Origin of the sequence: Dickeya lacustris, assembly GCF_029635795.1 — a bacterium.
Classification (GTDB): domain Bacteria; phylum Pseudomonadota; class Gammaproteobacteria; order Enterobacterales; family Enterobacteriaceae; genus Dickeya; species Dickeya lacustris.
Genome location: NZ_CP114280.1, coordinates 3,755,654 through 3,768,074, shown reverse-complemented (window position 1 = coordinate 3,768,074; position 12,421 = coordinate 3,755,654). Strand labels below are relative to the sequence as shown.

The 12,421-nt window shown below is 52.4% G+C and carries 11 protein-coding genes; 2 read left to right on the top strand and 9 right to left on the bottom strand.

Annotated features, from left to right (window positions below):
• Window positions 1-13: 13 nt before the first annotated feature.
• The 3 genes from yajC to queA all read right to left on the bottom strand — a co-directional run bounded on the left by yajC (window position 14) and on the right by queA (window position 2,727).
• Window positions 14-349, bottom strand: a complete 336-nt coding sequence (gene yajC, locus O1Q98_RS17035) for a preprotein translocase subunit YajC (RefSeq protein ID WP_042859048.1) — start codon at window positions 347-349, stop codon at window positions 14-16.
• A gap of 66 nt (window positions 350-415) precedes the next feature.
• Entirely contained in the window at window positions 416-1,579 is a 1,164-nt protein-coding gene (gene tgt / locus O1Q98_RS17030; protein WP_125258671.1) for a tRNA guanosine(34) transglycosylase Tgt, read from the bottom strand.
• A gap of 80 nt (window positions 1,580-1,659) precedes the next feature.
• Window positions 1,660-2,727 carry a tRNA preQ1(34) S-adenosylmethionine ribosyltransferase-isomerase QueA gene (queA, locus tag O1Q98_RS17025; protein WP_125258670.1) on the bottom strand — a complete coding sequence of 356 codons (1,068 nt, stop codon included), beginning with the start codon at window positions 2,725-2,727 and terminating at the stop codon, window positions 1,660-1,662.
• A gap of 222 nt (window positions 2,728-2,949) precedes the next feature.
• On the opposite strand from queA, the gene O1Q98_RS17020 reads away from it, so the two are divergent.
• Together O1Q98_RS17020 and O1Q98_RS17015 are read left to right on the top strand one after the other, a co-directional pair.
• Window positions 2,950-3,555 (top strand): acyl carrier protein phosphodiesterase, encoded by a 606-nt coding sequence (locus O1Q98_RS17020; RefSeq protein WP_125258669.1) that lies wholly within the window; start codon window positions 2,950-2,952, stop codon window positions 3,553-3,555.
• Between the two features lie 201 nt (window positions 3,556-3,756).
• Window positions 3,757-4,359, top strand: a complete 603-nt coding sequence (locus tag O1Q98_RS17015) for a peroxiredoxin C (protein WP_125258668.1) — start codon at window positions 3,757-3,759, stop codon at window positions 4,357-4,359.
• A 99-nt stretch (window positions 4,360-4,458) separates the two neighbouring features.
• Here the strand turns inward: O1Q98_RS17015 and proY are convergent, their stop codons facing one another.
• From proY to phoB, 6 genes are all read right to left on the bottom strand, one after another.
• Window positions 4,459-5,811, bottom strand: a complete 1,353-nt coding sequence (gene proY, locus O1Q98_RS17010) for a proline-specific permease ProY (protein ID WP_125258667.1) — start codon at window positions 5,809-5,811, stop codon at window positions 4,459-4,461.
• An 81-nt stretch (window positions 5,812-5,892) separates the two neighbouring features.
• Entirely contained in the window at window positions 5,893-7,212 is a 1,320-nt protein-coding gene (gene brnQ, locus O1Q98_RS17005) for a branched-chain amino acid transport system II carrier protein (RefSeq protein ID WP_125258666.1), read from the bottom strand.
• Between the two features lie 403 nt (window positions 7,213-7,615).
• Window positions 7,616-8,722 carry a cobalamin-independent methionine synthase II family protein gene (locus O1Q98_RS17000; RefSeq protein ID WP_125258665.1) on the bottom strand — a complete coding sequence of 369 codons (1,107 nt, stop codon included), beginning with the start codon at window positions 8,720-8,722 and terminating at the stop codon, window positions 7,616-7,618.
• 301 nt (window positions 8,723-9,023) lie between these two features.
• On the bottom strand, window positions 9,024-10,001 hold the full coding sequence (locus O1Q98_RS16995; protein WP_240632732.1) for a PstS family phosphate ABC transporter substrate-binding protein: 978 nt from the start codon (window positions 9,999-10,001) through the stop codon (window positions 9,024-9,026).
• 84 nt (window positions 10,002-10,085) lie between these two features.
• Window positions 10,086-11,405 (bottom strand): phosphate regulon sensor histidine kinase PhoR, encoded by a 1,320-nt coding sequence (gene phoR / locus O1Q98_RS16990; protein ID WP_125258664.1) that lies wholly within the window; start codon window positions 11,403-11,405, stop codon window positions 10,086-10,088.
• Between the two features lie 27 nt (window positions 11,406-11,432).
• Window positions 11,433-12,122 (bottom strand): phosphate response regulator transcription factor PhoB, encoded by a 690-nt coding sequence (phoB, locus tag O1Q98_RS16985; RefSeq protein ID WP_125258663.1) that lies wholly within the window; start codon window positions 12,120-12,122, stop codon window positions 11,433-11,435.
• Window positions 12,123-12,421 lie beyond the last annotated feature (299 nt).

Here is a 12,421-nt window from a genome sequence, read left to right as displayed (position 1 = left end):
GAAAGTCGAAAGATTACAGGGCCTTCATGGTACCCTTCGGCAGTACGGACGTCACGTAGTCACGTTTGATAACGACTTCGTTCGTCTCGTTCAGAGCGATGGTGATAAATCCATTATCCGCCACCTTGGTCACGCGCCCAACCAATCCACCATTGGTTAATACTTCGTCACCTTTGCTGATGGAATCCATCAGTTTTTTATGCTCTTTGGCACGCTTTTGCTGCGGGCGCAGGATCATGAAATAGAAGATCAGACCGAATACGGCCAGCATAATCACCAGAGAGTACGGGCTTCCCTGAGCCGGAGCACCTGCAGTTGCTGCTACAGCATCAGAAATGAAAAAACTCATCTAAATGTCCTCTTTAGTTATCAAAACAACAGTTATCTATAAAACGCTTATGCCACGCCAACGTGTTTATTGCGGCACATGGCCTTCATGGCCATCTTCCACCGCGTTCTCAACCAACGGCGGAACCGGCTTACCGATACGTTGATAAAACTCGGCGACAAAATCCTCTAACTTACCGTCCTCAATGGCCTGGCGTAAACCCGCCATCAGGCGCTGATAATAGCGCAGGTTGTGGATGGTATTGAGGCGCGCGCCCAGTATTTCGTTACAACGATCAAGATGATGCAAGTACGCGCGACTGTAATTGCGACAAGTGTAACAATCACACTCGGCATCGAGCGGCGCAGTATCATCTTTATGTTTGGCATTGCGTATTTTTACCACGCCGTCCGTCACGAACAGATGACCGTTACGGGCATTGCGGGTTGGCATCACGCAGTCAAACATATCAATGCCACGACGCACCCCTTCCACCAAATCTTCCGGTTTCCCCACCCCCATCAGGTAGCGAGGTTTGTCGGCTGGCAGTTGCGGGCAAACGTGCTCCAAAATGCGGTGCATGTCCGCTTTCGGCTCACCGACCGCAAGGCCGCCCACAGCGTAACCATCAAAACCAATGTCCACCAGCCCTTTTACCGACACATCTCGTAAATCTTCGTAAACACTACCCTGAATAATGCCAAACAGTGCGTTAGGATTGCCCAATTCGTCAAAACGCTGGCGACTGCGTTTTGCCCAACGCAGCGACATCTCCATTGAGCGCTTGGCGTAATCCCAATCGGCCGGGTAAGGCGTACACTCATCGAAAATCATCACGATATCAGAACCGAGATCGTACTGAATTTCCATCGATTTTTCAGGACTGAGAAAAATCGCATCGCCATTGATAGGGTTACGAAAATGCACGCCCTCTTCGGTTATCTTGCGAATATCGCCCAGGCTAAACACCTGAAAACCGCCAGAGTCCGTCAGAATCGGGCCATGCCACTGCATAAAGCCATGCAAATCGCCATGCTGCTTCATGATTTCCTGGCCGGGGCGCAGCCACAGGTGAAAGGTATTGCCCAAAATGATCTGTGCGCCTGTCTCTTTGACTTCCTCAGGCGTCATTCCTTTCACGGTGCCGTATGTTCCAACCGGCATAAACGCAGGCGTCTCGACCACACCACGATCAAAAACCAGACGACCGCGACGCGCGCGCCCCTGGGTGTTTAATAATTGGTACTTCACTTAACCTCCAGCATCAGAAAAACAGTCTGATGACCTCATTGAATACCCACAGGTGTCACCTGCGGTATGAAAATACCGGATTAACCGATCTGCTCTTGTTCGGCGGCCGGATTATGGGTGATGTACATGGCATCCCCATAACTAAAAAAGCGATATTGCGCCGCAACAGCCTGATGGTAGGCCGCCATGGTGTGTTGATAACCGGCAAACGCCGAAACCAACATAATCAGCGTGGACTCCGGTAAATGAAAATTCGTCACCAGCGCATCCACGACCTGATAGTGATAACCGGGGTAGATAAAGATACGGGTATCACCAAAAAACGGCGCGATCAGCGCCTGTTGACTGGCTCTGGCTGCGCTCTCCAGCGAGCGCACCGACGTTGTACCCACCGCAATCACACGATTACCGCGCGCTTTGCACGCCAACACGGCCTCGACCACCTCCGGCGGCACTTCGGCGTATTCGGCATGCATCACGTGTTCTTCAATCGTTTCCACTCTGACTGGCTGGAACGTGCCTGCACCGACATGCAGCGTCACGAACGCCATTTGTATGCCTTTTTCTCTCAACGCGGCCAGCAGCGGCTCATCAAAGTGCAGGCCCGCTGTAGGCGCAGCCACCGCACCGGGACGCTCGCCGTATACCGTCTGGTATAACTCGCGATCCGCCGCCTCGTCAGGGCGGTCAATATAGGGTGGCAGCGGCATATGCCCGATGTCATTGAGAATAGTCAACACATCGCGCGCATCATCAAAACGAATTTCAAATAATGCGTCATGGCGTGCCAGCATCGTGGCTTTAACGCTCTCCTCCTCGCCCAACAATAACTCAGCACCGGGCTTCGGGGCTTTTGAGGCGCGAACATGCGCCAGCACGCGCCTGTCATCGAGCACTCTTTCAACCAACACTTCGAGTTTGCCGCCACTGGCCTTGCGGCCAAACAGCCGCGCCGGTATCACCCGGGTATTATTGAAGACCAGCAAATCGCCAGGCTGTAACTTATCCAACAGGTCTGTGAACACGCCATGAGAAACCGCTCCGGTTGGCCCATCCAACGACAACAGGCGGCAGCCGCTGCGCGTTGCCTGCGGGTAGCGGGCAATTAAAGACTCAGGCAATTCAAACGAAAAATCGGAAACACGCATGGCTATCCACTTAATTTTTGATACATGAAACAAAATAGGCGGCTTAGTCTAGAGCCCACCGGAGCTGGCTGCAAGAAATAAGCGGCACAGGCGTAAATGGCTGGGAGGCGCATTCCATTTCATCGACGCTCATCGGCTAAATACTGCCACCGCAAACAGCAACACGATTATACTGACGCGATACCTCATCCTCGCTAGCCAGAACAGGAATCACTGCCTGCCATGAATTTTCTTGCTCATCTGCATCTCGCCACGCTGGCGCAAAGCTCGTTAACCGGCAACTTGATGGCTGATTTTGTGCGAGGCAACCCGGAAGGCGTCTATTCGGCGGAGATTGTCTCCGGCATTCGATTACATCGGCGCATTGATACCCTGACAGATGGCCTGCCTGAAGTCCGTGCCGCCTGTCGTGATTTTAGCCCCGCCTATCGCCGCGTCGCACCGATAGCGCTGGATGTGCTGTGGGATCACTTTCTGGCCCGGCACTGGACGACGCTTGAGCCCGCCATCGCGCTTCAGCAGTTTGTTCACAATGTACAGCAGCACATTACGCCACACTTGCCACAGACGCCTGAGCGTTTTCGCCACCTCACCGAATATCTGTGGGCAGAGCGTTGGCTGGAGCGCTATGCCGAATTGGATTTTATTGGCAATGTTCTACACCGCATGTCGCTTCGTCGTCCGAAACTGGCGGCGCTTTCTGGATCATTTAGCGATATCGAACGAGGCTATCCTCAATTTGAAACATTATTCTGGCAGTTCTATCCTCGTATGATGCATCAGGCAAAAACAGGCCAGCTTGATGGCCGGGCTAACATGGCACCGTAAGCAACGTGGCGAAACGTCTCATCACCATGTTGTCTGCCTGGGAGGTTGCCTGCCAATGAAAAGAATCATCAATTGATTCGATAGACAAAAGCTATCTTATTGATTGGTCGCTTTCACTTTATTCACTGGCAGGCTGTACCTATACTTACGGCGTTTGTTACATACCTATTCTTCATTAACCGTTCTATAACAGGAGTAATTATGGTCCTGGTAACTCGTCCTGCCCCTGACTTCACTGCCGCTGCCGTACTGGGAAGCGGGGAAATCGTTGAGAACTTTAATCTGAAAAAGCACATCAACGGTAAACCGGCGGTGATCTTCTTCTGGCCGATGGACTTCACCTTCGTATGCCCGTCAGAGCTGATTGCGTTTGATCACCGCTATGAAGAGTTCCAAAAGCGCGGTGTTGAAGTGGTCGGCGTATCTTTTGACTCTGAGTTCGTACACAACGCCTGGCGTAAAACGCCTGTCGAACAAGGCGGCATCGGTGAAGTGAAGTACGCGATGGTTGCAGACATCAAACGTGAGATTCAGCAAGCCTATGGCATCGAACACCCGGATGCCGGTGTTGCGCTGCGCGGTTCGTTCCTGATTGATAAAAACGGTATCGTGCGTCATCAGGTGGTCAATGACCTGCCGCTGGGTCGTAACATCGACGAAATGCTGCGTATGGTTGATGCGCTGCAATTCCACGAAGAACATGGCGATGTCTGCCCGGCACAGTGGGAAAAAGGCAAAGCCGGTATGGGTGCTTCCCCGGATGGCGTAGCCAAATACCTGAAAGAAAACGCCAACAACCTGTAATCGTTGCAGCGTAGTAAAAAGCCAGTGGCTGATACCACTGGCTTTTTTTTATCGCTAACGGCATGACAACACCGTTAGCGAAGGGCCGAACGTATAACGCTATGCTCGCCGACGGCGCAGCGCATAACTCATCAGCAGCAAGACTATCCAACCGGCTCCTGCATACAGGGCGATGCGGGTATCAGGGAAATAGCCAATAAGGCCAATGATAAACAGCAAAAACACCACCCCGATTACAGCTGTCACCGTGCCGCCAGGCAGAGGAAATGCCAGCGCTTTCGCCTGCTCACGCCCTAATTGGCGGCGAAAGGCGATTTGTGAGCACAAAATCATTATCCATACCCACACTGTGGCGAACGTTGCCAGTGACGCGATGACCAGAAAGACATTCTCAGGCATCACGTAATTCAGGTATACCGCGACTAGCAAGGCCAGCACCATGACAAGCACCGTCACCCATGGCGTTCCTCGCTTTGACAGGCGGCTGAAGATTTTTGGGGCATGCCCTTGCTCCGCCATGCCGTGCAGCATTCGGCCAACGCCAAACACATCGCTATTGATAGCCGACAGTGACGCGGTGATCACCACAAAATTCAGTATGCCCGCTGCGGCAGTGATGCCCATATGCTGGAAAGTGAGCACGAACGGGCTGCCGTTAGTGCCCACTTGATTCCATGGGTAGATAGACATAATCACAAACAGCGTACCGACATAAAACACCAAAATACGCCACGGCACCGAATTGATGGCGTGCGGAATCGATTTATGCGGTTCTTTGGCTTCGCCTGCGGTAATACCGATTATCTCGACACCACCATAAGCAAACATCACCATCTGCAACGACAGGATCATGCCCATCACGCCGTTACTGAAAAAACCGCCGTTAGTCCATAAATTATGGATACCGGTAGGCTCGCCGCCGTTGCCAATCCCCCAGATGATGATGCCGACACCGGCAATAATCATCACCACAATAGTGGCGACTTTAAAAAACGACAGCCAGAACTCCAGCTCGCCAAACACTTTCACATTCATCAGGTTGATAGCGCCGATTATCAACACCACACTGAGCACCCACACCCAATGCGGCACAGCCGGGAACCAGACGCCCATATAAATACCGAAAGCGGTGACATCGGCAATCGCCACAATCAGCATTTCAAAACAGTACGTCCAGCCGGTAATGTAACCGGCAAGCGGGCCGAGATAATCTCGCGCATAGCGTGAAAACGAGCTGGCTTGTGGGTTGTTAACAGACATCTCCCCCAAGGCGCGCATGATGATATAAGCAAAAACGCCGCCAATCAGGTATGCCAGCAGTACGCTGGGGCCAGCCATCTGGATAGCGCTGGCCGAACCATAAAACAGCCCAGTACCAATAGCAGAACCCAGCGCAATAAAACGGATATGCCGCGTACTTAAGCCGCGCTTGAGACGGGAGTGTTGTTCCATAAATAAGCAACCCTGTTTTACAAACGAAAAAAACCACAGGCAGACGATGCCTGTGGTGAAAAGCGGTTACTCCGTCATCAATCAGGAGTGAGCGGTCACTTCCTGACGGGCGGAAAGACGATCATAAATCGCCACGACCAGCAGAATAACCAGTGACGGCGGCAACCAGGCCAACCCTTGCGCGCTCATCGGCAAACTTTGTGTCCAGGCTGGCAGCAGCGTTGCAAACGCCGATGACTTGATACCGTCAATCAGGCCAAACAGCAAGCTGACCAACATAACCGGCGCAATCACATGACTACTGTTATTCCACCAGCGACGAGTAAAGCTCAATAATACCAATACGATACACGGCGGATAAATGGCAGTCAGCACCGGGATAGAAAGCTGAATCAGATGGCTTAAACCAAGATTGGACACCACCATTGAAAACACGCCCAGAATAAACACCAACGCACGGTAAGAAAGCGGCAAATACTGAGCAAAAAACTCAGCACAGGCGCAAGTCAAACCTACCGCTGTTACCATGCATGCAATAAAGATAAGCAACGCCAGGAAACTACTGCCGAGCGTACCAAAGGTAAATTGTACATAGGCATGCAGAATTTCTGCGCCATTTTGCGCGCCCGGTACAAGCGAACCGCTGAAAGACCCGAGGTAGAACAGGCTCAGGTACACAAGTGTTAAGCCAACACCCGCAATCACCCCGGCCAAAATGGTGTAGCGCGTCAGTAAACCGGCATCGTTAACGCCACGAGAACGTGCCGCGTTCACAATCACAATGCCAAATACCAGTGCGCCCAGGGTATCCATGGTCAGATAACCGTTCACAAAACCGCTGGAAAACGGCACCTGCTGATAAGCATCGGTTGCCGGTGCCGATGTGCCTGCCGGCCATAGCACGGCAGCGATACCCAGCACGGTCAATGCCAGAATTTTTACCGGAGCCAGAATGTGGCCAACCGTATCAAGCAAACGTCCAGGATAGAGAGAAATCGCAATGACGATGGCAAAATAGATAAGGCTGTAGATAAGCAGCGGAGCGGCTCCCGCCCCCATCAGCGGCGCAATGCCGACTTCGAAGGAGACGGTTGCCGTGCGCGGTGTGGCAAACAGCGGGCCAACCGCCAGATAGCAGACCGTCGCCAGCAACACACCGGCTTTTTTGCCAATAGGGTTGCTGAGTGAATCAATCCCTCCGCCCACGCGCGCCAGCGCTATCACAGTCAATACCGGCAGACCTACGGCCGTAATCAAAAAGCCTAATGCCGCAATCCAGACATGCTCCCCGGCCTGTTGACCAACCATAGGCGGGAAAATGATGTTGCCAGCACCGACAAACAGGGCAAAGGTCATAAAGCCCAATGCCACGATATCTTTGGAAGTTAAACGATGACTCATAAGTATGTTGTTGTTGCCTGTAAAAATGGTGTTGCCGGTAAAACCGGGCGTCAAGCGGGCGCAACATAAAGTGCGCACGTGCGATGTGCAGGTTTATAGATGTGAGGATTTATTGCACAGCGTTAATGGGGGCTAAGTAAAACGTTTATAGCGATAAAAGGCAATACGAGATCGGTAAAGCAGAGCATTATTCTGATAAATGATAAATATTTGGTTTTATTGATTGATATTTTTATAACAAGCTATACATGATTTGTGCATAAACACGCTTTTTAGTGCGAAAGACATGCCACATAAAGCCGAATAGAACAACAATCAACCATATTAAAAACTTATCGAAATAAAAAACGCCGGTATGCGCAACCGGCGTTATAAAAAGTCTCTTATTTGCTGATGCGAGCAACTACCAAACCTGAGCAGCTATCTCTACCACACGCTGCAATTTGGCCCATTGCTCTTCTTCTGAAAGCGTATTGCCCTCTTCTGTTGACGCGAACCCGCACTGAGGACTCAGGCATAATTGATCAAGCGGGACATAACGCGACGCTTCGGCAATTCGATGTTTTACTGCATCAACCGATTCCAGCGCACCGGTTTTGGTCGTTATCAATCCCAGAACAACTTTTTGATGGCCCGGTTTAATAAAGCGTAATGGCTCGAATCCGCCGGCACGCTCGGTGTCATATTCCAAAAAGAAGGCATCCACATTCACATTACCGAACAGCGTTTCCGCTACGGGCTCATAGCCTCCTTCTGAAATCCAGGTGGAGCGGAAATTGCCCCGGCAGACATGCAGCCCCACCACCAAGTCATCAGGCTTGCCTTCGAGCGCTTTGTTCAACACGTTGGCATACGTCTCACGCAGAACATCAGGATCATCGCCACGCTCACGAATTTGGCGCTTCTGGTCTTCAGAGCACAAATAGGCCCATACGGTGTCATCCAGTTGCAGATAACGGCAGCCCGCATCATAAAAAGCGCGAATCGCATCGCGCCAGGTTTGCGCCAGGTCGTCAAAATAATCAGCTAAATCAGGATAAACCGTACTGTCTATCACTTTACGACCGCCGCGAAAATGCAGCACGCTCGGGCTTGGAATCGTCATTTTGGCTACCGCATCGCCGGAGATACTGTGCAGGAAACGGAAATCCTCCAGCATCGGGTGCTGTGGATTAAAGCTGATTTTCCCCGTCACCTTCACGCCACGTGCTTTAGTTTGCACCCCGGTAAACTGAATACCCTGTTCCGCTTCATAACGCTCAACGCCGTTGAGATTGTCAAAAAAATCAAAATGCCACCAGGCACGGCGAAACTCGCCATCCGTCACCAATTGCAGACCCGCAGCACGCTGTAGCGTAACTGCGCGTTGAATTTCGCTATCTTCTATTTGGCGCAGTGCCGCAGCATCGATTTCTGCCGCCTGAAACTGCAAACGGGCCTGCTTGATAGCAGCCGGACGCAACAAACTGCCGACGACATCGGCGCGAAACGGAGGAATGGCTTGAGTCATGCTGTGCTCCCTTGCTCGTCAGACGATGTGGCGGCGGGGCAACGAACGCCCGTTTCATCTGCGCCACTCATCATTTGATTTTTAAGTAAAATAGAATTGATTTCTAAGAGAAATAATTACGCCACTGAATTCTTTAGCCATCCAGACGGCTAATATGAGTGCATCGTGTCATGCGGGCGCAGTAACCACAATGGAAGAATTTTCACTACTGATGAAAATTCTTCACGTTGTAAGTCATCTGGTATGGTACTCAATCTGGGGCAGCATCCACTCGCCTGCAAAAATAACGAGCGACGCTCTGTTAAGAGGCGGGTACATCCATCAATGCCAATTGCTGGCGCACCTGCTCACGGGTGGATTCTGGCAGCGGTAAATACCCGTCCTGACTGACCAGCGCCTGCCCTTGCGGCGACAATACGCGATCGAGAAAAGCGGCCGTCAGTGGCTCCAGCGGCCTGCCGGGCACCTTATTGATGTAAATATAGAGATAACGGGTGTAGGGGTAACGCCCACTGCGGATCGTTTCCGCCGTGGGTAACACGTAGTCACCGGTCTCACCGTCAGCAAGCGGTACAACACGCACGCCACTGGCGCGAAAACCGATACTGGCATAGCCAATGGCATTCACTGACGCGGCCACGGCCTGTACCACGGAGGCCGACCCCGGCAATTCATTCACCTGCGATAAAAAATCCCCGCCACATAACGCCCGTTGCTTGAAAAATCCATAGGTGCCGGAGGCAGAGTTACGCCCATAACGCAGCAATGCACGCTGTTGCCAAACGCCCGTCAACCCCAGTTCATGCCAGCGTTGCAGCGCACTCCCCGCCCCACAGCGGCGCGTAATGGAAAAAATGGCGTCCAGTTGGCGCAGCGTCAGGCCCGGCAGCGGATTATCCTGATTTACCAGCACCACTAACGCATCCAGCGCGACAGGAACCGCCGTTGGCGGGTAGCCGTAATGCTGCTCAAATAGCGCGATTTCGCTACTCTTCATCGGCCGACTCATCGGGCCAAGCTGGGCCGCGCCCGCTGCCAGCGCGGTCGGTGCCGATGAGGAGCCCGCTGCCTGAATCTGCACATTAACGCCAGGATAGTGCTGCGTGAAATCGGCCGCCCAGAATGTCATCAGGTTTGCCAGTGTGTCAGACCCGGCGCTGGAGAGGTTGCCCGCGAGCATTGACGGCATGGCCGCAATGCCACACTGGCTGAACAGGCACAATAACAATGTGCATAAACGGCACAATAACGATGCGCATAAACGGCAGGTGAAAGTCATCGGCTATTTCCATTAGGAGACAACGGCTATTCTCGGCACAGCGGCAGTGACAATCAAGCCCTGCCGCTGACAAGCGCCGTTTTATCACTGTGGATTGAGCGCGTTTTGACTCAGCACCGAACGCACCAGCAACCGGTTTGGCAACGTGAATAAAAAGCGCGAGCCCGCCCCCTGCTCACTGATGATGTCGAGGCGAGAATCGTGATGGCTCAGTGCATGCTTAACGATAGCCAGCCCCAACCCACTGCCACCGGTTTGGCGCGAACGCGCCTTATCCACACGGTAAAAGCGCTCCGTCAGGCGCGGAATATGCTCTGGGGCAATGCCAGGCCCGTTATCGCTTACCTGAAACTCAGCGCCCTGTGGCGTTTGCTGCCAGCACACCTCAATACGCGTGCCCGGCGGGGTATGGTTCACCGCGTTATACACCAAATTAGATACCGCACTGCGCAACTGCTCTTCATTACCAAACACTTGCAGCTGTTCGTTTACACGAAACACAATTTCATGCCGTCCCTGACTGAGCGTTTCAGCCTCGCGCTTGAGCAAGCGCAGCATCAGGGGGATATCGACCTTTTCATTCAGATCAATTGACGACGCCGCTTCGATACGCGATAGCGTAAGCAACTGGCGCACCAGCCCATCCATACGGCGGGTTTGCTCTTGCATCGTATGCAGCGCTTTGGCTTGCAACGCGCCATCGAGCGATTCATCGCTCATCATTTCCAGATACCCCTGCAAGACGGTAAGCGGCGTTCGTAACTCATGGCTGACATTCGCAAAAAAATTACGCCGTGCGCCTTCCAATTGGTGCATCTGCGTCACATCGCGCGCTACCATCAGCAACTGCCCCTCAGAATAGGGCATCACACGAAACTCGACGTGGTGCGAATTTTTCAACGTTAAGGTGAGGGGGCGGCTAAAATCCTGTTGTTGCATGTACTGGGTAAATTCGGGATAACGCAGCAAATTAAGGATATTCTGGCCATTATCTTCCGGCCAACGAAACCCGAGCAGGTGCTGTGCCAGTCGATTACACCAAATGATACTGCCCTCTTCTGTGGTGATGACCACCGCATCGGGTAATGACTCAGCGCCACTGCGAAAACGTTTTATCAATAACGCCAGCTCCCGCCGCCGCCGCCGATTACGCAGTTGCATTTGGTAAAGACCATAAAAGAGTGGCTCCCAGCTCCAGCGACCTGGCGGCGGCGTCATGCTGCGATCCACCCATAACCAGTAGGACAAGCGCAATTGGTTATAAAAGTTCCAGCACAAGGCACACACCACCGAGGCCAGTAAAAACCAGGGTAGATAGCCGATAAACAGCCCTAACAACAGACCGGGAAAACAAAAAAAAGCCAGCTCCAGCGCCAGCTTTTTCCAGGATAAACGCTCTAGCACGACCGACGTTCTCCAGCAAAGACGCGACTAATAACGCGTTGAGAAACGGTATCCGGTACCCCGAACAGTTTGTACCATCTTGTCATGCCCGCTGGTTTCCAGCGCTTTGCGCAGACGGCGGATATGCACATCAACAGTACGATCTTCTACATACACGTTAGTGCCCCAAACGTGATTGAGCAACTGTTCACGGCTGTATACCCGTTCTGGATGTGTCATAAAAAAGTGCAGCAACTTGAACTCAGTTGGCCCCATGTCTAACGCATGTTCTGGCGTGGTCACTCGGTGCGAGGAAGGGTCAAGACTCAGCCCTCGCATTTCAATCACCTCTTCCACCGCCATAGGCGAAATGCGGCGCATGACGGCTTTGATGCGCGCGACGAGCTCCTTGGGAGAAAAAGGTTTGGTGATATAGTCATCCGCACCCACCTCCAGCCCACGCACTCTATCCTCTTCTTCACCACGTGCCGTCAGCATCATCACCGGAATATCGCGGGTCAATGCTTCACGTTTCATGTGCTTGATAAATTGCAGGCCAGAACCACCGGGTAGCATCCAATCGAGCAACACCAGTTCAGGGTACGGTTCGGTCAGCCGGGTGACGGCACTGTCATAATCCTCGGCTTCAACGGGCTGATAGCCGTTCTGCTCCAACACAAAGCACACCATCTCACGGATCGGCGCTTCATCCTCCACCACCAAAATACGTCTTGCCATATCAATCCTGCCGTTAATCGTCACGGTTAGCGTGCGGTGTGCATTATGCGTCAGTTTTATGACAGATTTATGAAAAATCCGGCCACATACTGCGCACGACTCTCGCCCGTTTCCCCGATGTAAAACATGGAAAGTCGCTCGCAAAGCGGGCAAATCCTCCCTATCCAAACAAGATATTAGGGGACACGGCCTAAACTGACTGCCTATAATCGCCGATGATAAAGACACGGCCTCTCGTGCGGTGTTTTCAGCCGCACCGAAAAAACCATGACGCCGTAACAACAATATCGTAACAACAA